Here is a 24,859-nt window from a genome sequence, read left to right on the forward strand (position 1 = left end):
TCCTAACGTTAATTTCGCTACACGAGTCGTTACCACTAAATCCCAGCCAGATGTTTGTATATTTCTTGTTACTAACATCTACATCAATTTTCATGAAGAAATGCCAGTAACAATTAAATAACAGCCTCAGGAACGGCCGTATTCTGTTGTGCATAGCCGAGACGAATAGCATCAAGCGCAATCATTTTTTCTTCATTAGTGGGTATCACTGCGGCGGTCACTCGTGAACGTGCGGTGGTGATGATTTGAGATGATCCATGCTGCAACCGTTTATTTTTGGTGTGATCAATATCAATACCAAAAACAGCCAGATGCTCCAGTGTTAACTGCCGGATCAATGATGAGTTTTCGCCTATCCCCCCAGTAAAAATCAGAGCATCGAGTCGGCGTAGCGAACTGGCGTGCCCGCCGATGTGCCGTGCCAATCGGTGCACAAAAGTATTTATCGCCAGACACGCCCCTTCATGCCCCTCGTGATAGGCATTTTCCAGCACGCGCATATCTGCGGATAGACCGGAGATCCCCAGTAACCCGGACTCCTTATTCACCATATGGTCCAGGTCTTCCAAGCTTTGACCGGTTTGGCGCACCAGGTAGGCCAATGCACCATAGTCGACGTCACCACTGCGAGTTCCCATAATCAACCCCTCCAGTGGTGTCATGCCCATTGATGTATCGACACTTTTACCATCCTGAACGGCGCAGAGAGACGCACCATTACCGAGATGCGCGATAATCAAGCCGCAATCGCTGCCGTCAAATCCGAGAACACTCGCCGCTTCTCCAACCACATAACGATAAGAGGTGCCATGAAATCCATAGCGCCGTACCCCTTGTTCGCGAAAATAGCGGTAAGGTAGTGCGTAGAGATAAGCCTCTGGTTTTAAGGTCTGATGAAAGCCGGTATCAAATACCGCCACTTGCTTGATTCCAGGGAATAACTGACGTGCAGCTTCGACGCCGTGTAAATTGGCGTAGTTATGCAGCGGGGCCAGCGGCGAAACTTTTTTGATTTCCTCAACCACCCGATCATCAATCAAAACCGACTCACTGAATATTTCGCCACCATGAGCAATTCGGTGGCCAATGAGTGAAATAGATTTATTCAAACCACGTTTCTCTAATTCATCGGCAATAGCAGCCAATGCGTCAGAATAATTCCATTTAGCCAATTGAAATTGTGTGACTCTATCAATCCGCAAAAAAGGCTTTTCAGTGCCGATACCATCGGCAATCCCAGAGATTACCGCTTCGCAATTGTCGGCTGTCAGTACTGAAAATTTAATGGATGATGAACCACAGTTAATAACCAAAACTGTAGGATTTAATATCATGTGATTACTCCGCCCGTGCTTCATTGGGTCAAACACGGGCTTTTAGCGCCGTACTTATAATAATTTGTAGACGATGTTGAAGATGGTCAGCAGACCGACGATAGTGACAAAATAGTTTTCTGGCCGGCCTCTGAAAAGAGCCAGAGAAGGTAATTTATGAATAGCGTACATTGGCAACAGGCACAGTAGCGAAGCAATAATCGGTGCGCCCATAGCTTCAATTAAATCGAGTATATTAGGATTGATATAAGCCACTAACCAGGTTGATCCCATAATAAAGAACATGCTGATCAGATTAAGCTTCCCACTGGATATTTTTGTTTTATCACCTTGATAACCGAACTTAATGACTAAACCATTAAGACCTTCCAACGTACCGAGATAATGTCCGAAGAAAGATTTAAAAATAGCGACAAGCGCTATTAGCGAAGCGGCGTATTCCAGAGTGATTGAAAAAGTCGACCGGCTACCGGCCATCGAAGAAAAATGGTTGGCCAAATAAGACAGGACTGGAATATTTTGTGCCTTGGCTTCCGCCATATTTTGTGGTGAAAGGGTAAATAGGCAGCTAAAGGCGAAGAACATCACCACTGCCACCATTAATATGCTGGCCCTACTGATAATCTGAGAGCATTTCTTCTCCGTATATTCACGACCAAATTCTGGTTCGTATTCTTCACGTTTCGACACCACGAAAGAAGAAACAATCGGTGAGAAGTTGAAGGAGAACACCATAATGGAAATCCCCAACAATACTGTCACCAATATGCCGTCGTGCCCTAGCAACGAAATCTGGCTCAAATCCACTTGTTCAATAACCGAGGCATTCCAGTAAGGAATTAATGAGAGTGAGATAAGTACCAGGCAAGCAATAAACGGGAATACCAGGAAACTCATTACCTTAACCATTAGGTCTTTACCGAAATAAATGACCACGGCCATTAGTAGCAATAGCGCTAGTGCTACCACACCCCGATTTAATGGCGCTAACTGGAGTTGATTTTCCCAGAAAGTCATAAAGGTATTGGTGATAGTCACACCATAAATCCACAGCAGCGGACAAATGGCAAAGAAATACAAGAAGGTAATAACCACACCACCGGTTTTGCCAAAATGTTCTTCGACAGTTTCAGTGATATTGCCCGAACAATTGCTACCAGATAAACATAAGCGAGCAAGTGCACGGTGGCAGAGGAAGGCGATGGGATATGCCAACACTAGCATAATTAAAATAGGAATTAACCCGCCAAAACCCGCGCGGATAGGAAAGAATAAAACCCCGGCCCCGATAGCTGTACCAAATAATCCCAAAGTCCAAGTGGTATCTGATTTGCGCCACGTTTTTGTTTCTATTGTGGTTGTAATAGCATTATCGATATGCATTAATAAATTCCTTATTAATATATTTTACGAAATACTGTCTAGTCCCGTTATTTGTGATACGCGCGATAAATCAATATTCCCGCCTGATATGATGCTGACGGTTTTTTTACCTGTAATATAATCTTTTAATTTCCCGCTTAATAATGCTGCGGATGCTAATGCTCCTGCGCCTTCAGTAATAATCTTATTACGTTGAATAAGATCGACCATACTTCTTCTAATTTCATCTTCACTGACCAATACAATATCAGTAACCAGTGCTTTAACTATTTCGAAAGGTAAAGTGCCTGGGCGAGCGACATCACAACCATCAGCTAGCGTGCTAGCTTTACGGTGATTGGTAATATTGCCGCTATAATAGGATGCCGCCATGCCATGAACATTTTCTGACTGTACACCAATGATATTAATGGTTGGGTTAATAGATTTAATCGCCAATGCAATACCGGAAATTAATCCACCACCACTAATGGGTACAATCACATTATCGACGTCATAAAGATCTTCGAGTATTTCCAGCCCTATTGTCCCCTGCCCAGCAATGACTTTTTCATCATCAAATGGGTGGATAAAAATACGGTTTTCCATTTCAATAATTTCGCTGGCTTTAGCAATGGTGTCATTAAAGTTCTCACCATGTAGCACCACCTCAGCAGAGTATTCACTGGTTGCCGCAATTTTGGATTTAGGCGCGCAATTTGGCATGACCACCTTGCTGTTAATCCCCAACATGGCACAGGACAGAGAGACACCTTGCGCATGGTTACCCGCCGAGCAGGCCACAACACCCTGTTTTCTTTCTTCTTCGCTGAGTGAGCTGAGCTTATTAAACGCCCCACGGATCTTGAATGACCCGGTACGTTGCATATTCTCAAACTTGAGATAAATCTCTCCATGACAGCGCTCACTCAGATAGTTCGACCTCGCTAACCCGGTTTTGTAAATATGTCCTTGCAATCTTTTCTGTGCTTCAATCACATCATTTATTGTTATCGGTAAGTTGCTGTAAATTTTCATTTTTAATAGCCTTGCAGAGTAATATTTTTAAGGACAATGTATTTCATATGGCAGGATGCTACGGTACAAAAAACTGGATTAATGTGACAATTGCAGCAAAAAACTATGCAGGTGATCATGCGATCAGCTGTTTATTTTGAAAAATGCAATGGGGTCGACGTTCCTTTTTTAGGATTAGTTTTTATAATGTTAAAAAAATAAATGGCATCAAAAACGATAGTTCGATGAATTATTGGGTAAAATTGCGGGGAACGGTCAAAAAGACGGAAACAATAATTTAACATGCTATTTACAGTCACATATGCAGCATAAAATACTAGATTCTCACTCTTTTACTCCCCCTCAGTTTATAAATTCCCATCACTTGCTCTTCTTTTGCGGTTTCCATCACAAAGCCCATTTAACGACGTCAACTATTGCCTCTCGATTTGTCAGTATATTTACCCGCCAACAGCGATAACGCCGATTTAGCTTTCGACATAAAAGCGCCTCAACCCAGTTTCTTTCTTACACCCCGACGAATGTGAGTACATTTCGCTTGTATTTGATGATTTGGATCAAGATATTTGGCTTTACTCATTGATCGAATGCTTATGATTATCATTTAATTTATCATTAAGAATGCAATAGAGCCTGTTATGAATATTGATTTGATGCCATATCACGCCCGCCAGGGGCCACGACCTTTCCCAAAACGCTGGGCCACAATGCCCTGGCGAGATAGTCGCCCATTGCCAGCCGAGTCACTTCAGGATAGCTGGCAGGCACTGCTAAGAAAGGCGCTACCGCCTAATAAGCGTCTGCTTTATTTACATATTCCGTTTTGTGCTACTCATTGTACTTTCTGCGGTTTCTACCAAAACCCATTGCAGCCTGACAGTACCGCGCGCTACACCGACTACCTGCTGCGGGAGTTAAGCCTGGAGGCTAGCAGCCCACTGCTACAAGGGGGGCCAATTCATGCCATTTACTTCGGTGGTGGCACACCTAGTGCGCTTTCAGCACAACAGTTGCATAATATTATCAGCCAGTTGCGTAAAAGCTTACCGCTAGCTCCTGACTGTGAAATAACCGTTGAAGGGCGAATTTTCAATTTTGATGATGAGCGGATTGATGCTTGTCTGGAAGCGGGTGCTAACCGTTTCTCTGTCGGGGTACAAACCTTTAATACCCGCATTCGTCAGCGCATGGGCCGTAAGGCCAGTCGTGATGAGGCGATTCATTTTCTGACGAATCTAGCTTCCCGCGATCGTGCCGCTGTGGTTTGCGATTTAATGTTCGGCTTGCCCCATCAAACACCGGAAACCTGGCAGGAAGATTTGGCTATCGTGCGCCAACTGCCATTAGATGGTGTAGACCTGTATGCCCTTAATCTGTTGCCCACCACACCACTGGCCAAGTCGGTAGAAAATAACCGGATAGAGCTGCCGACACTGGCGCAGCAGTGTGATTTTTACTGCAGCGGCGCTGAGAGCCTCGCCCAAGCCGGCTGGCATCAATTAAGTAATAGCCATTGGGCACGCACCACTCGTGAACGAAATCTTTATAACTTGTTGATTAAACAAGGCGCGGATTGTCTTGCATTAGGTAGCGGTGCGGGAGGATCTTTACAAGGACACGCCTACATGCAGCACCGCAGTCTGGATAACTACTACCGATTAATCGACAGCGGGCAAAAACCATTGATGATGATGACGCAAGCCAGCGGCGAACATCTGTGGCGAGCTAAATTGCAAAGCGGTATCGAAGTCGGTCGTTTAGATTTGAGTGAATTAATCACAGACCCCTACCCGTTAATGCCATTGATCGCACAGTGGCATCAGAGTCACCTACTAAAAGATGAGAGTTTCTGCTTGCGACTCACCAACAGCGGGCGTTTTTGGGCCAGTAATATCATGCAGGCTCTGCAAAATATTATTCCTTCACTTATTACCACGGAAAGCCATTCATGAACGCTCCAACTCTCCAAAACAGCCCCTCTTTGGCCGAATTTCTTGCCACTCAACCCGATGGCACGCTGGAACAAATTGCTCAGGATTACCAGGTCAGCCCACTTGATGTGGTACGTGAATTACCAGAGCGCGTATTAGTCAGCGCGGAGCATTTTGATCGCGTCTGGGACAGTATGACGGCGTGGGGAGATGTCACCACCCTGGTACATACCGCCGATATTATTTTGGAACATAAAGGCCCACTGCCGAGCGGTTTTCATCGTCACGGCTATTTCAACCTTCGCGAGAAACAAGGTCTTAGCGGTCATATCAGATCACAAAACTGCCAAGCCATTGCCCTACTGGAACGCCCGTTTATGGGCATGGCGACCGCATCGGTTCAGTTTTTTAATCAGCAAGGTGATGTGATGCTGAAAGTCTATGTTGGCCGTGATGAACATCGTCAGTTACGTGCTGACGGCCTTGCATCCTTCCACCAACTGGCTCAACAGCTTACTCAAGAATCGTCTGTTTTTGATAAAAAAATCAAGGAAACACCATGAAACCCTGGTTGATATTCGGTGCAGGTCATGGCGTTGGTGCACATCTGCTTGCGCTGGCAAACCAATATGCCAATACAGCCCAGAACCCGCGCCCTGTCACATTATTGATACGTAATCCGCAGCAAGGGGCTAACAGTAGTGTGCGGGGATGCCTGTGATCCAGACAGTGTGTATCAGGCCTGTCAACTCGCAGGCCCGGACGCTGCCATTATTTCGACATTAGGTAGTCGTACTGCGGATTATCAAGGTAACCGATTGATCATTGATACCGCCGAGAAGCTAGGCCTGAAACGTATGCTTTTAGTGACGTCCATTGGTTGCGGAGATAGTTGGCCGACACTTTCCCCCGCCGCTCGAGCCGCTTTTGGTCAGGCCGTGCGCGAGAAGTCACTGGCTGAGAGCTGGTTACAAACCAGCAACCTGACTTATACCCTGATTCGACCTGGTGGCTTACTGGATAAACCCGCGACGGGAAACTCTATCTGCCTGCAAGCAGAGGCTCATGGCCTGGTGACTCGTGAAGATGTTGCCCTTCAGCTGAGTCAGATGATCGAAGAGCCCACGACCTATCATCAGATTTATGCACTCATCGATCCCGGATTAGTTCGCTGAGTAAAAATAAATTAACAATAAATATGTCTTGATGTAACACCGAAACATGATTGATAATGATTATCATATTGATATTAGTTATCATTGCCTTGCCGGTTATATGGATAAACAGTTGAACAAAGCACCCACAATGAATGACGAGCCTGCGGCCAAACCTCTAGCGGGCAACAAGCCCCTGTCTGTCTCCAGCGAGCAATTGCTGGGAGAGCACGGTGTCGCTTTTATCATCCATCAGGGCGAATGCTACCAACTGCGCCAGACCAAAGCAGGGAAACTGATACTGACTAAATAATAACCCAATGCCAATGTCGTGACAGCAAGGTAGCGGTTCCCGCTAGCACTGCTGTGGCGTCAAGGGCAAAGGATACATCGCAAGCCACCCAGATTTTAGAATCAAGGCAGCCAGCAACCTATTTATTTGTTTTGCATATGATTTTTTTTGCATAAAAATATGGAGAATTGCCGACATGCCGCGTTCCACTTCCGACCGTTTCCGCTGGTCCTCACTCAGTTTGGCAATCGCTTGTACTTTGCCTCTTGCTGTTCAAGCTGCTGATACTTCTTCCACTCAAACCAACAGCAAAAAACACGCTAACGATACAATGGTAGTGACTGCGACCGGTAATGAGCGCAGCAGTTTTGAAGCACCGATGATGGTCACAGTGATTGAAGCCAACACCCCCACCAGCGAAACCGCCACCTCCGCCGCAGATATGCTGCGTAAAATCCCGGGGCTGACCGTGACGGGCAGCGGGCGTGTTAACGGGCAGGATGTCACATTACGTGGTTATGGTAAAACCGGCGTCCTCACTCTGGTGGATGGTATTCGTCAAGGCACGGATACCGGTCACATGAATGCAACTTTCCTCGATCCGGCGCTAGTCAAGCGAGTTGAAATCGTCCGCGGTCCATCGGCCCTGCTGTATGGTAGCGGTGCATTGGGTGGCGTCATTTCTTATGAAACTGTTGATGCCGCCGACCTATTATCACCGGGTCAAAATACCGGTTATCGAGTTTACAGCTCTGCAGCGACTGGTGATCACAGCTTTGGCTTAGGCGCCAGCGCCTTTGGCCGCACGGATGATGTTGATGGCATTCTCTCTTTCGGTACTCGTGATATCGGCAATATTCGCCAAAGCGACGGCTTTAATGCACCGAATGACGAAACTATCAGTAATGTGCTGGCAAAAGGCACCTGGCGTATTGACCAGATTCAGTCTTTGAGTGCCAATCTGCGCTATTACAACAACAATGCGATAGAACCCAAGAACGCACAAACCAGCGCCGCGTCCAGTACCAATGTCATGGCTAATCGTTCGACAATTCAACGTGATGCTCAACTTAAATACAATATTAACCCCCTTGACCAAGAGTGGTTGAATGCTACAGCGCAGGTTTACTACTCCGAAGTGGAAATCAATACACGGCCACAAGGCACACCAGAAGAGGGGCGCAAGCAAACCACCAATGGTGGCAAGCTGGAGAACCGTACCCGTCTATTCACCGACAGCTTTGCATCACACTTACTGACTTACGGCACCGAAGCGTATAAACAAGAGCAAACACCGGGCGGTGCGACTGAAAGCTTCCCACAAGCAGATATTCGTTTTGGTTCCGGCTGGCTACAAGATGAAATCACCTTACGTGACCTACCTGTTTCCATTTTAGCTGGTACCCGTTACGACAACTATCGCGGCAGCAGTGAAGGCTATGCTGATGTGGATGCCGATAAATGGTCCTCACGCGGTGCCCTGACGGTGACACCCACTGACTGGCTGATGCTGTTCGGTTCCTATGCTCAAGCTTTCCGCGCACCGACTATGGGTGAGATGTACAACGATTCGAAACACTTCTCCATTCCTATCGGCGGCGGACGCTTTATTACCAACAACTGGGTGCCCAATCCAAACTTAAAACCGGAAACTAACGAAACTCAAGAGTACGGTTTTGGGCTGCGCTTTAACGATCTGCTGATGGCCGAAGATGACCTGCAATTCAAAGCCAGTTACTTCGATACCAAAGCTAAAGACTATATCGATACCAAGGTAAATATGGCGGCCATGACCACCACTTCAGCCAATATCGATAGAGCAAAAATCTGGGGCTGGGATGCCACCATGAGCTACAAAACCGCCCTGTTTAATTGGGATCTGGCCTATAACCGTACGCGTGGTAAAAACCAGGATACCAATAAATGGCTCGAATCCATTAACCCGGATACCGTCACCAGCATCCTGGATGTTCCGGTCGCTAACAGTGGTTTCGCCGTCGGCTGGATTGCCACATTTGCTGACCGCTCTCAGCCGCTAAGTACCGGTAAGCGCCAGGCCGGTTATGGTCTCAATGACTTCTATGTCAGCTATAAAGGACAGGAGCAGTTTAAAGGCGTGACCACCACCGTCGTCTTAGGCAACGCATTCGATAAAGAGTATTACGCACCACAAGGCGTGCCACAGGATGGTCGTAACGCGAAGTTCTTCGTGAGCTATCAGTGGTAATTGAACATAAAAGTTAGTCTGAAATAACACTTCCGGTAATTCATTCAGCGAATTACCGGATTATCATTTCTACCTGTCACCTGCATATAAAAAATCAATAGAACGAGGAAGTTATTATGAGCAAATCAATATACGAGCAGTATCTACAAGCCAAAGCAGATAATCCGGGCAAATATGCGCGTGATTTGGCCACCCTGATGGGGATTTCAGAAGCGGAACTGACCCACAGCCGCGTTGGTCATGATGCCAAACGTCTGAAAGGTGATGCCCGCACTCTGCTGGCCGCGTTGGAAGCTGTCGGTGAGGTCAAAGCTATCACCCGCAACACCTATGCTGTGCATGAGCAAATGGGCCGTTACGAAAATCAACATTTGAATGGTCATGCTGGTTTGATCCTCAATCCACGCAATTTAGATTTACGTCTGTTCCTCAACCAGTGGGCCAGTGCATTCACACTGACAGAAGAAACTCGCCACGGTGTACGCCACAGCATCCAGTTCTTCGACCCTCAAGGTGATGCTTTGCATAAAGTGTATGTCACTGAACAAACTGACATCCCAGCTTGGGAAGCGCTACTGGCGCAGTTTATCACCACAGAAAACCCAGAGTTGCAGCTAGAGCCACTGAGCGCACCTGAAGTCACTGAACCGACAGCCAGCGATGAAGCTGTAGATGCTGAATGGCGCGCCATGACTGACGTGCATCAGTTCTTCCAGTTGCTCAAACGCAATAATCTGACCCGTCAGCAAGCCTTCCGCGCCGTGGGTAATGATCTGGCTTATCAGGTTGATAACAGTTCCCTGACCCAGTTGCTGAACATTGCTCAGCAAGAACAGAATGAAATCATGATTTTTGTGGGCAACCGTGGTTGTGTACAAATCTTCACCGGCATGATTGAAAAGGTTACCCCACATCAAGATTGGATTAATGTTTTCAACAAGCGCTTCACGTTGCATCTGATTGAAACAACGATTGCTGAAAGTTGGATTACCCGCAAGCCAACAAAAGACGGTTTCGTGACCAGTTTGGAACTGTTTGCTGCTGATGGCACCCAAATTGCACAACTTTACGGTCAGCGTACTGAAGGCCAGCCAGAACAAACGCAATGGCGTGAGCAAATTGCTCGCCTCAATAATAAGGATATCGCCGCATGAGACTAAGGTTACTGTCACTCCCTTTCATTCTGTCGCTGAGCGCCTGTCTTCTGCCGCTGAACTCTTTCGCCGCAGAACGTATCGTCACCATTGGCGGTGATGTCACAGAAATCGCCTACGCACTGGGTGCGGGTGGTGAGATTGTGGCTCGTGACAGTACCAGTCTACAGCCTCAGGCAGTGCAAAAGCTGCCTGATGTTGGTTACATGCGCATGCTTAATGCCGAAGGGATTTTGGCCATGAAGCCGACCATGCTGCTGGTCAGTGAGCTGGCGCAACCTTCACTGGTACTCAAACAAGTCGCGGACAGTGGTGTAAATGTTGTCACTGTACCGGGTCAAACCGCACCTGAAAGTGTGGCAGTGAAGATAGATGCTGTTGCCAGCGCACTGCATCAACAGGAAAAAGGACGAGCACTTATCAAAGACTATCAGCAACGTTTAGCCGCAGTGAACAACACACCACTGCCGGTTAAAGTGCTGTTTGTTATGAGTCATGGCGGCTTAACCCCGATGGCAGCTGGTCAAAATACCGCCGCGGACGCCATGATCCGCGCCGCCGGTGGTAACAACGCGATGCAAGGTTTTAGCCGCTATCGCCCGTTATCACAGGAAGGGGTGATTGCCAGTGCGCCGGATTTATTACTGATAACCAGTGACGGCGTGAGAGCGCTGGGTGGCAGTGAAGGTATCTGGAAATTACCGGGAATGGCAATGACACCAGCAGGCAAAAATAAACGCCTGTTAGTGGTTGATGATATGGCGCTACTCGGCTTTGGCTTGGAAACACCGCAAGTGCTATCGCAACTGCGCAAAGGTATGGAACAAGCGCAATGAATTGCCGTATTCACCCGCGACTCATGCTGAGTATCCTGTTGATGATCCTGATCATCCTGGCACTCGGTTCGGCCAATATGGGTGCATTGACGCTCTCGTTTCGTACTTTGTGGCATGCATCATTAGATGATGCCATGTGGCATATTTGGCTAAATATCCGCCTGCCCCGCGTGCTGTTGGCGGTAGTGGTCGGCTGCGCACTGGCGGTTTCCGGCGCGATCATGCAGGGGTTATTCCGCAACCCGCTGGCAGACCCCGGCCTGCTAGGCATCAGCAGTGGCGCAGCTCTGTGTGTTGGACTAATTATTGTAATGCCATTCAGTCTGCCACCACTGCTGGCGCTGTACAGTCATATGGTCGGAGCTTTTATTGGCAGTCTGGCCATTTCTGCCATTATTTTCACTCTCAGCCGCTGGGGGCATGGCAACTTATCCCGCTTGCTGCTGGCCGGTATTGCGATCAATGCGCTATGTGGGGCAGCGGTCGGCGTGCTGACTTATATCAGTGATGATCAGCAATTACGCCAGTTCTCCCTGTGGAGCATGGGCAGTTTAGGTCAGGCGCAATGGTCGACACTCATGGTGGCAACATCATTGATTCTACCCGCTTGTGTGCTCGGTTTGCTGCAAGCACGCCAGTTGAATCTATTACAGCTCGGAGATGAAGAAGCCCACTACCTCGGAGTCAATGTACGGCAAGCCAAACTGCGCTTGCTGTTACTCAGCGCGATTTTGATTGGTGCCGCCGTTGCTGTCAGTGGCGTTATTGGTTTTATCGGATTAGTGGTACCGCATCTTATCCGGATGCGGATCGGGGCTGACCATCGTTGGCTACTACCCGGCGCGGCACTGGGCGGAGCTTGCCTATTACTGACCGCCGATACACTAGCCCGAACTCTGGTCGCACCGGCAGAAATGCCGGTCGGGTTAATCACCAGTCTACTGGGTGGCCCTTATTTTTTGTGGCTGATTTTACGTCAGCGGGAGCAACGCAGTGGTTGATACAGCATTGGTTGATACGGCGCTATTAGAAGCGAATCAGCTTTCCTATCATGTACAGGGGAAAAAGTTGATTAATAACGTTTCGCTACAAATTGCCAGCGGCGAAATGGTAGCGATCATCGGGCCAAACGGCGCGGGGAAATCCACTCTGCTGCGTTTATTAACCGGCTATCTCGCACCATCTGAAGGTCACTGCCAGTTGCTCGGTAAGAACCTCGATAGTTGGCAGCCTCAAGCATTAGCCCGAAGCCGAGCGGTGATGCGCCAATACAGCGATTTGGCCTTCCCATTCAGTGTTAGCGAAGTGATTCAAATGGGCCGAGCACCTTATGGAGCGGCGCAAAATCGTCAGGCGTTACAAGAAGTGATGGCGCAAACCGACTGTCTGGCACTGGCACAGCGGGATTACCGCGCACTGTCCGGAGGCGAGCAACAGCGGGTTCAACTCGCTCGTGTGTTAGCGCAACTGTGGCAACCGGAACCGACCCCGCGCTGGTTATTCCTTGATGAACCGACCTCGGCATTAGATTTGTATCATCAACAACATACCCTGCGCTTGTTACGCCAGCTCACCCTCCAGGAACCCTTGGCGGTGTGCTGCGTGCTGCATGATTTAAATCTGGCCGCACTCTATGCCGACCGTATTTTACTGTTAGCACAAGGCGAACTGGTGGCCTGTGGTACACCAGAGGAAGTGCTCAATGCCGAAACACTGACCCGCTGGTATCAGGCTGATTTGGGCATTTCGCGTCACCCAGAAAGCGCCCTGCCGCAAATTTATCTGCGCCAATAATCTCAAGGCAACCCCCAACAACTCGATCTTGCAAGGTGAGGACAGGTTGAAGAATAAAGCGTCCGTGCCAGAGATGGCGCGGCTCGAGCCTCCAGGGACGCTTGTTTTAACAAAGGAAGTACGCCGTCTTTACGATCTGCCTGTTCCCATCACTACGGACACTTTGTCATTAGCCTCATCGGCCTCAGGTTGGTTTGGTTTTTCTGCCCCTGTCGACAGCCCCCCCTCTTCCAACAGTTCGTAAATCGTCTTACCCACTTTTTGCACTGCGCGTTCAATTTCAGCCGTCATCGGTTTGCTGTAACTCAATCGCAAACAATTACGATATTTACCTGAAGCAGAGCTGATAAATCCGGCAGCTACCTGAACACCTAATGGCAACAAACAGCGATTAAGGCGCAAACTATCAAAACCATGCGGCAATTCGACCCATAACATGAAGCTGCCTTGTGGCCGACTCAAGCACGTATTCGGCGGGAAATACTTCATCACCCAACCCGTCATAATGTCGCGATTACGTTGGTATTGGCGGCGCATCCGACGCAAATGCTGCATGTAATGGCCCTGCTTGATAAATTCAGCCATCGCCAGCTGTGGCAATGATGCAACCCGTCCGGCAGAAATGTATTTCACGTGTAACGCTTTATCCAAATAGCGCCCCGGAGAAATCCAACCAATACGTAAGCCCGGTGCTACCGTTTTTGAGAAAGAGCTGCACAGCAATACCCGCCCATCATCATCAAATGAGGCAATGGTCGGTGGGCGCGGATATTGATAAGCCAGAGCGCCATACACATCATCTTCAATAATGGCGATATCGTAACGCTGAGCGAGAGTTAATAATGCCTTTTTGCGCTCATCCGGCATATTGTAGCCCAGAGGATTATTGCAAGTCGGCGTCAGTTGTACAGCTTTGATCGGCCATTGATCCAACGCCATTTCCAAGGCTTCCAGACTGATCCCCACCACCGGATCGGTTGGGATCTCAATCACCTTCATGCCCATCCCTTTTAGGGTTTGCATCGCGCCATGAAAACTGGGGGAATCCACCGCCACAATATCACCGGACTGGCAAACTGCACCTAATGCAATAGCCAGCGCGCCGTGGCATCCGGAAGTAATAATAATATTTTCAGCTGATTGATGATTACCACTGTCAAGCATCAGCCGGGCGATTTGTTCACGTAATACCGGCGAGCCGTAAATATTGTCATATTCCAGCACTTCTTCACTCTGATGAAGACTCACCCGACTCAATAAGCGGCTGAGAATTTTAAGCCCGGGGCCAGAAAGATCAGGTGAGCCAACTCCCAGATGAATAACATTGTCTTGATCACTTTTTTGCAAAAATGCCAGTGTACTTTCCCACTGCGAAATCTCGACCGGCCGCTGTGCATGGGTGCAAGCAGCGGGTAAGGAAGGCAAATTTGAACTGCAACGCACGAAATAACCCGACTTCGCCCGCGCCTCAATCAGCAAGCATTCTTCCAACTGCCGATATGCCTGCTGTACAGTGCTAATACTCACCCCGTGCTCGTCACTCAAGAGTCTGACCGAGGGGAGCCGCTCCCCTGCGGCATAAAGCCCGGCTTTAATTCGCTGACTAAGAATGTCGGCCAGTTGTTGGTAACGAGTCATTGATATCACCTGATAAATGAGTAATTTCTCTAAATAATTCGAGTTGCAGGAAGGTGGCAACTGAGCGAGTCCCCAAGAACTGACACGAGTCAGTGACTGGGATGAACAAAGCTAGCCAACATACATGCAGCTTGAAGTATGACGAGTAAAGCAGTACAGATGACACGAAATCAAACCATTCAGTTGATATATCGCATATCTGTATGGAAATAATAGTCCTAATTTGCATCTGTAATGTTTTTCGCCAAAGTCTCATGCTAATGGCTCACCTACTGACGGGGAGTCGCTGATGAATAATATAATTGAAGATCAAATAGATGAATGCTGCTCGTCAACTGTTCGAGCTGCAAAAAATCGCCAAAATATTTTTAGTCAATTATGGCTAAAAGCATACAGATATTCATATCAATGGAATGAGCGGCGGAAAGCAGCCAATATCATGGCGAGATTGAATTCAGATCAGCTAAAAGATATTGGCCTGAGCCGAGAGGATATTAAGCGAGATTACAGCCGCCCGTTTTGGCGCTGAAAAGAAATAATGTGATAAATAGCCCGCAGAGATTGCGGGCTATAGAAGCATATAGAGAACCGGTTAGAAATCGTAGCCCACAGTCGCTTGTACTGAGCGCTCTGCGCCCCAGTAGCAATACGAGGTGCTATAGCAGGCGGCGACATATTTTTTGTCTGCGATATTATTCACATTCAATTGAACAAACGCGCCTTTCAACGATGCAGCCCATGTCCCTAAATCAGCGCGAACAGAGGCATCACCCAAGGTATAAGAAGGTACACGCAAAGTATTGGCATCATCCGCCCACTGCTTGCCAATGTAACGGATACCCGCCCCCACATTAATACCGTAACCCGCTTCATACTGCGCCCACAGCGATGCCATATTGGACGGTGCTAATACCGGTGTATTACCATCATTACCATCAATTGCATCTTTGAATTTCACGCGATTATAGGTATAACCGGCAATCACACTCAGCCGGTCACTAATCTGACTTCTGGCTTCCAATTCCAGCCCTTGTGAATTGACCTTACCTGCTGGCACATAATAAGTCGCTGGTACTGCACGGTTTGCCACATCATTTTGGGTCAGGTCATATAAGGCGGCGGAATAAAGCGAAGTGCTGCCCGGCGGCTGATATTTGATCCCCACTTCATACTGCTCGCTGGTCATTGGTTTCAGCAGTTTTTGCTGTGCATCCGGGAACAAACTTGGCGTAATAGCCTGGCTGTAACTGACGTATGGCGAAATACCGCTATCGAAACTGTACAACAGTGACGCACGCCCACTCGCGTGATTATCTGTACGTTTATCGGTGCTGTTGGTAGTGTTATTAATATTTTCTGTTTTCATCCGATCATAACGGCCGGACAGATTTAGGTGCCAATTGTCCAGCGTCATTTCATCTTGCAGATAAATGCCACTCTGTTCATAGCGGCGGTTTAAATAAGATGTATTAATGCCGGGAGTGGTCAGCAGATAATCGCTATACAGCGTCGAACCACCCGAAACACCGGTATAGGGATTTAACGTCGTGGCGTAAGCACTATCACTGCGCAGATTGTTGCGTAACTTCTGGAAATCAAAGCCCAGTAATACTTTATGTTTAACCACGGCAGTAGCGAAATCTGCTTCCAGCTGGTTATCCACCGCAAAGGCATTAAGCGAGGAGTCTTCACCAGAATAATAGCGATTCATCAGAGTACGGTCGCTATTCCAGCCCCCTTGGTAAACTTGCTCTAACTGAGAGTTGGAATGGGTATAGCTGGCATTTTGGCGGAAAGACCAAACATCATCAAACTTATGTGAAAATTCATAGCTATAGATTTGCTGCCAGCGCTTAAAGACATTGTGGTTACTTTCGCCATCAAAGAAGCCCCGACTCAACTTTTGCCCATAAATACTGCCATCAGCCGGTACCGCACTGTGGTAACCGCCGGAAGGGTCTTTTTGCAAATTAGCGCGCAGTAACAGCGATGTATTTTCATCTGGTTGCCACAATAATGACGGCGCAATCGCATAACGCTCTTCGCGCTGATGGTCATACATGGTATCGCTGTTACGGGTTATCCCGGTCAGGCGGAAAGCCCAATTCTCAGATATCGCGTCGGTATAATCAAATGCCGCAACTTGCGTATTGTTATTACCGGCTGTCAGGCGGAAATGACCTTCAGAAGTAAACTGTGGGCGCTTGGAAGTCATCATCACCACGCCACCTGGAATGCTCTGACCATATAACGCCGAAGATGGGCCTTTAATCACATCAATACGCTCAAGGAACCACGGGTCTACTTGCAGCACATTATAACTGCCACCATCACTGAGTAAGCGCAGCCCATCAAGGAAGGTATTGTTCACATCACCGCCGTGGAAACCGCGCAAGGCGATAGTGTCATAACGGGTTGCACCACCGGAAAAACCAGTGAAGACACCCGGCGTGTAATTCAACGCCTGATTAATTGTCGCAACGTTTTGATCATCCATCTGCTGGCGAGTAACCACGGATACGGCTTGTGCCGTCAGGATTAACGGCTGATCAGTTTTGGTGGATCCTTTAGTGGTGATTGCGGTGTAACCCAAGGTGGGTAAATCGGCTGCGTGGCCTGCTTTAGCAGTCACTTCTATCGTATCTTCAGCAATGGAAGCTAAGGGTATAAACATAGCCAGTGAACATAAAATAGCGGAGCGCTTTATTATAAAAGCCGAGAACATAGTTATCTTCCCCAGATAATAAACATATGAAATAGATGGTTATCAATTAGCATCCATTGCTATTTTCGCCCGGCAAATACTCTTGCCTACTCGCCACATATCGTGGGTCCTTAAGTGCAGGGCACAATCTATTAAATGAGAGTGTTAATTACAATGATAATTATTATCTTTAATATTTAATTTAGGGAAGTAATTATCGGAGTAAGATTATTCAGTAACTCGCAAGGTGTGCCACAATAAGTATCAGGCAAGCATACCTACACTAATTAATGGGTTAATTGTGGTATTCACATTCGGGCTGACAGGTTTTATGAAAAAGAACGAGCACGTGGTTTCACGTCGACATTACCCTCTACTCTGTCTGTTATTTACACTGATTTGTGCATCACTCACAGTGATGTCAACTACAGGTACGGCTTCGGCGGCGTCAACATCAGAGACAACCACTGAAAGCGATGAAGAACCGGCGAAACCAGCAGTATCGATACAATTAATTAGTCTGCAAAAACAGCTAGATAAGCTAAAACAAAATGTCTCTGTTAGCACGTCAGATAATCAACTAAACGCGCTGAATGAAGCAGCAATAGCGCTAGTGAAGGATGTTGATATTCTGCTGGGAGAATTGAAACCCAAACGGGAACAGCTACAAACACAACTGGATGTTTTAGGCCCGCCGCCCGCCGCTGGCACACTAACAGAAACCCCAATAGTGGCCCAACAACGCCGAGTGCTAAACACCCGTAAAATACAATTAGAAGGCCAGCATGAGCAGGCCCTGTCTATCAAGGCGAATGCGGAAAACCTGGAAACACAGATTATCGCCTTACGGCGAACGGCACTGAAATCACAAATTGCCTTAAATTCCGGCAGTATTTTGGGGGCTAAATTTTGGGCTCCGATTGTCAATCCCAATGCCGATGATGACAAGCGACTGAAAGATTTTGTACAAGAACTCACTGATGCCTGGAATGCTGCCTGGCAGCCCGAATGGCGGACCGGCACGGCAATATACCTGTTGCTGGCACTGTTGATCGGTGCATTGGGCTTTAAACTCCTCGACAAACTGACGGCCTGGTTTTGTACTAAGTGCCTACCTCAAGGCCCATTGCGCCGCAGCTTTATGGCCTCAGCGACCACCTTGTACACCGTACTGATCACGGTCACCATTGCACAATGTATCATCAAGGCATTGACTCGCACGCCGGATGTCTCGCAGGTGGTGATGGACTTTGCCCTGGCTTTTGTTCAGTTGATGTTTTTCTCTGCGTTAGTGGCAGGCCTCGGGCGAGCATTCTTATCCAACCAGCGCCCCTCATGGCGTTTACCCGCTATTGCCGATGAAGTTGCCGCCTCTCTCAAGTTGTTCCCTCCTCTATTAGCCAGTTGCATCATGATTTTTGGTGCCATTGATCAGATGAACAATATGATCAATATCAGCGTATCGGGGACAATTTTTGGCAATGGGATATCGGCTCTGTTAGTGGCACTGACCGCCGCCATTATTCCACTACGTGCTAACCGAATACGCCGTAATTTGGTGGTTAATGGCGAAAAACCAGAAGCTTATTCCACATTAGCCGGATTGATTCATCTGGCTATTGGGATTACGGCAATAGCGATATTACTTTCTTTGTTAGTGGGATATATCGCACTAGCAAAATTCTTAAGTTACAAATTGGTGTGGGTTTGCCTGGTACTCTCCTGCTTATATTTACTGACCCATCTCTGTGTTGATTTGGCGGAAAGTCTATTTTCACCGACCAGCAGTGCCGGCAAAGCGATTAAACAGACGCTAAATATTGACGATCGCCATCTGGCTCAAGTTGCAACACTATTATCCGCTACCAGCAAAGTCACGCTGATATTACTGGCTATTATCGCGCTATTTAATGGTACCTTTGGCTCGACAACACCAGTTTCGCTGTTACAAAAGACCGTGGAACTGTTAGGTGGGGAAGGGCTGGAAAAATTAAATATCGTCCCGACGAATTTATTTAATGCCGCACTTTGCCTGCTCATCGGGCTATATGCGCTGAATGTCGCGCGACGTTGGCTAAGTAATGAGTTTCTGCCAAAAACCCAGATGGATACAGGGATAAAAACCTCGGCGGTCACTCTGTTCAGTAATATCGGCTATGTGTTGGTGATTCTGCTGACCTTATCGGTACTCGGTATTCAGTGGAATAAATTAGCCTGGATTGTCAGTGCATTATCAGTGGGTATTGGTTTTGGTTTGCAGGAGATTGTGAAGAACTTTATTTCCGGCATTATTTTGCTCACTGAGCGACCAGTCAAAGTGGGTGACTTAATCAGTATTAGTGGCGTTGAGGGTGATATTCGGCGCATTAATGTTCGCGCCACAGAAATTCAACTTAGCGACCGCTCGACAGTTATCGTGCCAAACTCTCAATTGATTTCGCAGAATGTGCGTAACGCCACCATGGCTAATGCGCAAGGGGTTGTGACTATTGCCCTGACATTCCCGCTTGATTTAGATGTTGAACTGGCACAAGCGCTGCTGATAGAAGCTTATGAAGAACACGAATCGATACTCGATACCCCGGCTCCCTCAGTGAAATTTAGTCAATTAAGCCCAGACGGTATTGTGCTCAGTGTCACCGGTTTGGTACCGAGTCCACGTATGGTGAGTAATACTAAAAGCTCGTTGTTATTCAGTATACTAAAAAGACTTCGGGCCGCAGGTGTATCTCTGGCGGTGGCAGCTCCGACCAAAACGATAACTACAGTGAATTAACCTTAAGTGGGCCATAAGTTATATCATGATGATAAAACTTGTGGCCCATCAATAATTTACTTCGCCGGACTCAGGCTAAACGCTTTTGGATTTCGCCCTAACCATTGAGCAGCTAAAACATTAACCTGCTCAAGCGTGACCGCTTTCATCTGCTGCTCTTCTTCGGCCAACAAAGCAAAGTTGCTATCATCGCTGGCCACTTGTGCCAGTGCATCAGTCCAATAACTGGCACTGGTACGGCTAGCATCTTGCTCGATCCACCAGGCTTTTTTCGCTTTATCCAACTCTGATTGCGTGACACCCGCCGTGGCTATTTGCTGTAAAACTTTCTGCGCCATTTGCACCATTTCCTGTGAGCGTTCAGGGGCTGAGGTAAAGTTAAGCCGTGCCAGATAATAAGGTTGTGGCAGTTTTGCCAAGAGTTGTGAGAAACCTAACGTATAAATACCACTGGCTTGCTCGCGCATGTCATAACGCAACCGCAATGTGACGATTTTATCCAATAATTGCAGTGCCAACAGGTTCGGCTGCGACCAATTAGCATCGGCTGAGAACTGCATGCTGACCATCGTTTTCGGGCTACTGGCGAGCGGATAATCGTGGCTCATCGCCTGGTTCAGTGGCTTTATCTCTAAATCCCGCCAATGCAAACGCTGTTCGCTGTGCGGTAAGCCACCTAACCATTTTTCCACCAGCGGCTGTAAGCGTTTCTCATCTAACGCGCCACTGAGGGTCACAGTCATATCTTGTGTGGCAGAAAAGAGTTGCCGATGGCGTTGTTCAAGGCCCGCCACGGTGAAGTTACGCCACGGCCCTGTTGCGGTGACGAGCAACTGATCGCCATGTTGATAACCCGCTTGTGTAATGCTGTCGAGGAAGCGACGCTCAACAGGCTGCTTCTCCAATCCCAACCCAAATGATTGTTTCTGTTGCGCTAATTTTTCTACGGAAAACTGAGGTGCGGTGATTTTCAAATACAGCAATTGCAACAGAGGTTCGAGTTTGTCTGCCGGGGCCGAACCGCGCAAACCGTGGAACAGCATCTCATCATAAGGAGCGATAGCCACTTCGGATTGTTTGCCTAATTGGGCTAACTGCCGTGGGTTGTATTGGCTGTAACCACTCACTTCCGGTAACCGCATCGCCCAATTCACTTCACCGACAGTATTATCATCCTCCAATGAGCGCCCGCCCGGTATCCGCAGCGACAGTTGCACATCATCTTTTAAGCGGTTATTGGCTTTTACAATTACCCGAATACCATTACTCAATGTCCAGAGTTGGGTATCGGGGATAGGTAAAGTCTGGCGCTGCACAATCTTACCGGCAGGTGGCGGGGTGACAGCCAAGGTAACCGGGTTCGGTTTCAGGGTAAACGGCCCTGGAGCACTTTGGCGAATACTGTTCCACATCGTCGCCAATTGCTGATTATCCACCAGTGACTTATCACTATCCGGGCCAATCAGTGCCAACCGGGCAGATCCTTCCTGTAATAATTCAGCTACTTGTGCCTGAACATGCTGTGGACCAATGGCCTCAAGCCAGGTTTTTGTCATCGCCAATTGCTGCTGTTTGTTTAGCATTGGCAGTTCAAATTCAATGGCGGTGGTGAGATTATCCGCCAGATACCCATGCTGATAGCGGCTCTCGGAAGCCGCCTGCTGGCTCAGCTTGATGAGGATTTGTTGACGGGCCGCATTCAGCTCTACCTCACTAACTGGCGCAGTTGCCATTCGCTGCAACTCAGTGAATAGCTGGCGCAATGTGCCGTTATAGTCACTGCCTCGTGGGCGGGCAATCATCAAGTGTTGAATGCGACGGTTATCCAGCAAAGCACCTTGTTGGTTGATGCTTGCCACCGATAACAGGTCGTTATCCACCAGCAATGACAGCCGCTGATTAAAAATAGTCAGCCACAAGGTATCGAGCAGATCACGCCACTGCCCATTGTCACTGTTTAGCGGGGCCGCGAGGTCACGCTGTAGTGCTAGCTGAATAATGCGCGTCCCCTGCTCAGCATCAAATACCGTGCTGAGCATTAACCCTGGCTGCGGGGCGAATTTCGACCAACTGGCATCATCCTTCGCCAACTTTTCTGGTACAGGAATCGCGAATAACTCCTTGATCTGTTTTCGTAAATCATTCACTTTAAATTGGCCGACCACCACCAATGCCATGCGCTGAGGCTGATACCATTGCTGATAATAATTAACAGCTTCGCTGACAGGAGCTTGTCGCACCACATCCAGCAACCCAATAGGATCACGTTCTGCATAGCGGCTCCCGTGGTAACGTAGCTGCTCCAAAGTCTGATTGATACGGAACCCCACACCTTGGCGCAAGCGCCACTCTTCGACGATTACTTGCCGTTCTTTATCAAAGGCGGCAGGTTCAAAGCTGATGCCCTGCGCCCAGTCCGATAAGATTCTCAGCCCCAATGTCAGTTGTTTTTCATCGGCATTTGGCAGAGATAGCTTATACGTGGTGGTATTCAAGCTGGTCACGGCATTGACATGGCTGCCCAGTGTAATCCCTTGTTTCTCGAGCGATTTAAAACTAGTGGTACCGGGGAAGTGACGAGTGCCTTTGAACGCCATATGCTCAACAAAGTGGGCCAGCCCGCGCTGTTGCTCACTCTCTTGCAATGAACCACTGTTCACCAACAGGCGCAGTTCTACACCGGGTTGATCACGCGGCAACAGGTAAACCTGCATACCATTACCAAGAGTGAAATGCTGAAGATCAGCACGCACCGGCAGTGTTTGCTCTTGCGCTGAAACCGGTAGAACACAACCCAAAAACAGGCAAACGGATAATGTCCGCACTAGTGGGTTAAACATGGTGTGGCAACTCCTTGAATAGCATCGGATGAATCGTCGAGGTGGTATTGGTGGTCGGCAATATCAGCCAAGAAGGTTTGATGGCTGACCAGCAGTACCGCGCTGTTCGGTAACTGCTGCCTGAGCAACTCTAATAAGTGGCGAGCACTGGCGGCATCCAGTGCAGCGGTGGTTTCATCCAGCAAAATCAGCCGAGGCTTATTCAGTAATAAGCGGGCGAACATCAGCCGTTGCTGTTCGCCACCGGACAGACGCTGTTGCCAATCAGTTGACAGCGCTAACTGATAATTCAGTTGCGGCAATCCAACTTGCACCAACACCTGCTGCAATTGCGCTTCAGTGAAATCTTCGCGTTGTCCCGGATAAGCCAGTAAGTCATCCAGTCGCTCATGGGGTAGATAGAGGCGCTGAGGCAACCAGCTCACACTGTCACTGCGCTGAATGCGGCCCTGATAATGAGGCCAATGGCCACTTAAAGTGCGTAGCAAGGTAGATTTGCCGATCCCCGACCGCCCTTGGAGCAAGGTCAGGCTACCCGCCGTCGCCTTGAGGGTGATATTACGCAGTAACATCACGCCATTCGCGGTATAGAGATCCAGTGCAGCGCGCAGTGGCAAGCCGTCGTCTGGCGCACTTTCAACCGGACTATCCGGCTCAGCATCCAGTAACACCACAAAGTTATACAAGCGGGTGACCGTAGCCTGCCAGGCGGCAATCTCACGGTAAGAGAAAATAAACCAACCCAACGCCCCAGCAACTTGTGCAAAGGATTGGCGGATTTGCATCAGCCCGCCCAGTAATAACTCACCGGCCAAAAACTTGGGTAGTGCAAAGAAAATCGGAGCCAGCGCACTGAGTTGTTGATAACCCACAGTGAAAAATGAGAGGTTTTTTTCATAGCGAATCAGCTGGTACCAGTTATCGGCCACCGCACGGAAACGTTGTAATAATGCCGCGCGCTCATGGTATTCACCGCGCTGCCCGGCAATGGCATCACTGGCTTCACGACGAGCAATCAAGCTACTGCGGTAATCAGCCTCACGCCGTTGGCGATCCATATTAAGCTGGCGTAGCGGATACCCAATCCAATGGGTCAAGCCAATACCTAGCAAGGTGTACAGAATACACACCCAGAACATATAGCCCGGCAGGGTGAAACTGTGTTGTGCTAGCGAGAAGCTAATACTGCCAGAGAGTTGCCACAGAATAGTGGCGAACGAAATCAGAGTGAGCAGTGAATGCAGGAAAGTAATGAGCAACCGCAGGCTGGATTCAATCAGCAACCGGACATCTTCGGCAATACGTTGGTCGGGATTATCCGGCACCAGCGCATTGATTTTTAACGCATAATGCTGGCCTTTATGCGATAACCAGCGCGCCAGGATATGTTCAGTCATGCCGATACGCCAGCGCATAATCAATCGTTGCTTAAGGTAGTCGGCAAAAACCACCACTAAAATCAATGCGCTGACCAACAGGATGAAATGTTGCAATAACTGGTACAACACCTGGCTGTTCAGTTGCTGTAACGCGTTGTAAAAATTGCCATTCCATTGGTTCAGTTGCACATTAAACCAGACAGAAGAAAGGCTGAGCGCCAACACCACCAGCAGTAACAGCCAAGCCAGTAGTGCTGAGCGGATGCCCCAGAACGGTCTGGCAAGGTGATAGAACTGTTTCAGTGTTTTCATGATTTTTTCTTTTTCATAAATAAAGCCAATTGCTTTCATCAACAAACTGCAAGCATGAGTTCTGAAGATTCAGAACAAAAAGTATCGG

General features: G+C 48.2%; 17 protein-coding genes and 1 pseudogene. 11 read left to right on the forward strand and 7 right to left on the reverse strand.

From position 1 onward, the window contains the following. Positions 1 to 113 precede the first annotated feature (113 nt). The 3 genes from tdcD to tdcB are packed head-to-tail and all read right to left on the reverse strand — an operon-like array spanning position 114 to position 3,734. The gene (gene tdcD / locus ACF3VQ_RS19300; RefSeq protein ID WP_392432590.1) at positions 114 to 1,334 is read right to left on the reverse strand and encodes a propionate kinase; all 1,221 of its coding nucleotides are present in this window, start codon (positions 1,332 to 1,334) and stop codon (positions 114 to 116) included. Positions 1,335 to 1,388: 54 nt separating this feature from the next. Then, a complete protein-coding gene (gene tdcC, locus ACF3VQ_RS19305) occupies positions 1,389 to 2,717 on the reverse strand; it encodes a threonine/serine transporter TdcC (protein ID WP_392432591.1) in 1,329 nt (442 codons plus the stop codon). A gap of 24 nt (positions 2,718 to 2,741) precedes the next feature. Next, on the reverse strand, positions 2,742 to 3,734 hold the full coding sequence (gene tdcB / locus ACF3VQ_RS19310) for a bifunctional threonine ammonia-lyase/L-serine ammonia-lyase TdcB (protein WP_392432592.1): 993 nt from the start codon (positions 3,732 to 3,734) through the stop codon (positions 2,742 to 2,744). 638 nt (positions 3,735 to 4,372) lie between these two features. On the opposite strand from tdcB, the gene hutW reads away from it, so the two are divergent. The 9 genes and pseudogenes from hutW to ACF3VQ_RS19355 all read left to right on the forward strand — a co-directional run bounded on the left by hutW (position 4,373) and on the right by ACF3VQ_RS19355 (position 13,122). Continuing rightward, positions 4,373 to 5,686 carry a heme anaerobic degradation radical SAM methyltransferase ChuW/HutW gene (gene hutW / locus ACF3VQ_RS19315; RefSeq protein WP_392432593.1) on the forward strand — a complete coding sequence of 438 codons (1,314 nt, stop codon included), beginning with the start codon at positions 4,373 to 4,375 and terminating at the stop codon, positions 5,684 to 5,686. Further along, positions 5,683 to 6,228 carry a heme utilization cystosolic carrier protein HutX gene (gene hutX / locus ACF3VQ_RS19320; protein WP_392432594.1) on the forward strand — a complete coding sequence of 182 codons (546 nt, stop codon included), beginning with the start codon at positions 5,683 to 5,685 and terminating at the stop codon, positions 6,226 to 6,228. The genes hutW and hutX overlap by 4 nt, the downstream gene beginning before the upstream one ends. After that, a pseudogene (locus ACF3VQ_RS19325) lies at positions 6,225 to 6,840 on the forward strand (NAD(P)-binding oxidoreductase). Before hutX ends, ACF3VQ_RS19325 begins: the two are co-directional and overlap by 4 nt. A gap of 46 nt (positions 6,841 to 6,886) precedes the next feature. After that, positions 6,887 to 7,132, forward strand: a complete 246-nt coding sequence (gene hemP / locus ACF3VQ_RS19330; protein ID WP_392432595.1) for a hemin uptake protein HemP — start codon at positions 6,887 to 6,889, stop codon at positions 7,130 to 7,132. Positions 7,133 to 7,307: 175 nt separating this feature from the next. Then, positions 7,308 to 9,338 carry a TonB-dependent hemoglobin/transferrin/lactoferrin family receptor gene (locus tag ACF3VQ_RS19335; protein WP_392432596.1) on the forward strand — a complete coding sequence of 677 codons (2,031 nt, stop codon included), beginning with the start codon at positions 7,308 to 7,310 and terminating at the stop codon, positions 9,336 to 9,338. 116 nt (positions 9,339 to 9,454) lie between these two features. Beyond that, on the forward strand, positions 9,455 to 10,492 hold the full coding sequence (locus ACF3VQ_RS19340; RefSeq protein WP_392432597.1) for a hemin-degrading factor: 1,038 nt from the start codon (positions 9,455 to 9,457) through the stop codon (positions 10,490 to 10,492). After that, positions 10,489 to 11,328: a hemin ABC transporter substrate-binding protein gene (locus ACF3VQ_RS19345; protein ID WP_392432598.1), complete on the forward strand. Its 840-nt coding sequence runs from the start codon at positions 10,489 to 10,491 to the stop codon at positions 11,326 to 11,328. The genes ACF3VQ_RS19340 and ACF3VQ_RS19345 overlap by 4 nt, the downstream gene beginning before the upstream one ends. Continuing rightward, positions 11,325 to 12,329 carry a FecCD family ABC transporter permease gene (locus ACF3VQ_RS19350; RefSeq protein WP_392432599.1) on the forward strand — a complete coding sequence of 335 codons (1,005 nt, stop codon included), beginning with the start codon at positions 11,325 to 11,327 and terminating at the stop codon, positions 12,327 to 12,329. The genes ACF3VQ_RS19345 and ACF3VQ_RS19350 overlap by 4 nt, the downstream gene beginning before the upstream one ends. A 7-nt stretch (positions 12,330 to 12,336) precedes the next feature. Further along, the gene (locus ACF3VQ_RS19355; protein ID WP_392435713.1) at positions 12,337 to 13,122 is read left to right on the forward strand and encodes a heme ABC transporter ATP-binding protein; all 786 of its coding nucleotides are present in this window, start codon (positions 12,337 to 12,339) and stop codon (positions 13,120 to 13,122) included. 129 nt (positions 13,123 to 13,251) lie between these two features. Here the strand turns inward: ACF3VQ_RS19355 and ACF3VQ_RS19360 are convergent, their stop codons facing one another. Further along, positions 13,252 to 14,760 carry a PLP-dependent aminotransferase family protein gene (locus ACF3VQ_RS19360; RefSeq protein WP_392432600.1) on the reverse strand — a complete coding sequence of 503 codons (1,509 nt, stop codon included), beginning with the start codon at positions 14,758 to 14,760 and terminating at the stop codon, positions 13,252 to 13,254. A 289-nt stretch (positions 14,761 to 15,049) separates the two neighbouring features. Here ACF3VQ_RS19360 and ACF3VQ_RS19365 point away from each other — a divergent pair, with 289 nt between their 5' ends. After that, positions 15,050 to 15,289 carry a DUF1127 domain-containing protein gene (locus ACF3VQ_RS19365; RefSeq protein WP_392432601.1) on the forward strand — a complete coding sequence of 80 codons (240 nt, stop codon included), beginning with the start codon at positions 15,050 to 15,052 and terminating at the stop codon, positions 15,287 to 15,289. A gap of 63 nt (positions 15,290 to 15,352) precedes the next feature. Here the strand turns inward: ACF3VQ_RS19365 and ACF3VQ_RS19370 are convergent, their stop codons facing one another. Next, positions 15,353 to 17,485 (reverse strand): TonB-dependent siderophore receptor, encoded by a 2,133-nt coding sequence (locus ACF3VQ_RS19370; RefSeq protein WP_392432602.1) that lies wholly within the window; start codon positions 17,483 to 17,485, stop codon positions 15,353 to 15,355. A 280-nt stretch (positions 17,486 to 17,765) separates the two neighbouring features. Here ACF3VQ_RS19370 and ACF3VQ_RS19375 point away from each other — a divergent pair, with 280 nt between their 5' ends. Further along, complete coding sequence (locus ACF3VQ_RS19375; RefSeq protein WP_392432603.1) at positions 17,766 to 20,240, forward strand: DUF3772 domain-containing protein; 2,475 nt, start codon at positions 17,766 to 17,768, stop codon at positions 20,238 to 20,240. Between the two features lie 56 nt (positions 20,241 to 20,296). Here ACF3VQ_RS19375 and ACF3VQ_RS19380 read toward each other — a convergent pair whose 3' ends face one another. Continuing rightward, on the reverse strand, positions 20,297 to 23,080 hold the full coding sequence (locus ACF3VQ_RS19380; protein WP_392432604.1) for a M16 family metallopeptidase: 2,784 nt from the start codon (positions 23,078 to 23,080) through the stop codon (positions 20,297 to 20,299). Continuing rightward, positions 23,065 to 24,810, reverse strand: a complete 1,746-nt coding sequence (locus ACF3VQ_RS19385; protein WP_392432605.1) for an ABC transporter ATP-binding protein/permease — start codon at positions 24,808 to 24,810, stop codon at positions 23,065 to 23,067. Before ACF3VQ_RS19385 ends, ACF3VQ_RS19380 begins: the two co-directional genes overlap by 16 nt. Positions 24,811 to 24,859: the final 49 nt, after the last annotated feature.

Origin of the sequence: Yersinia fenwicki (assembly GCF_043099325.1) — a bacterium.
Lineage (GTDB): Bacteria > Pseudomonadota > Gammaproteobacteria > Enterobacterales > Enterobacteriaceae > Yersinia.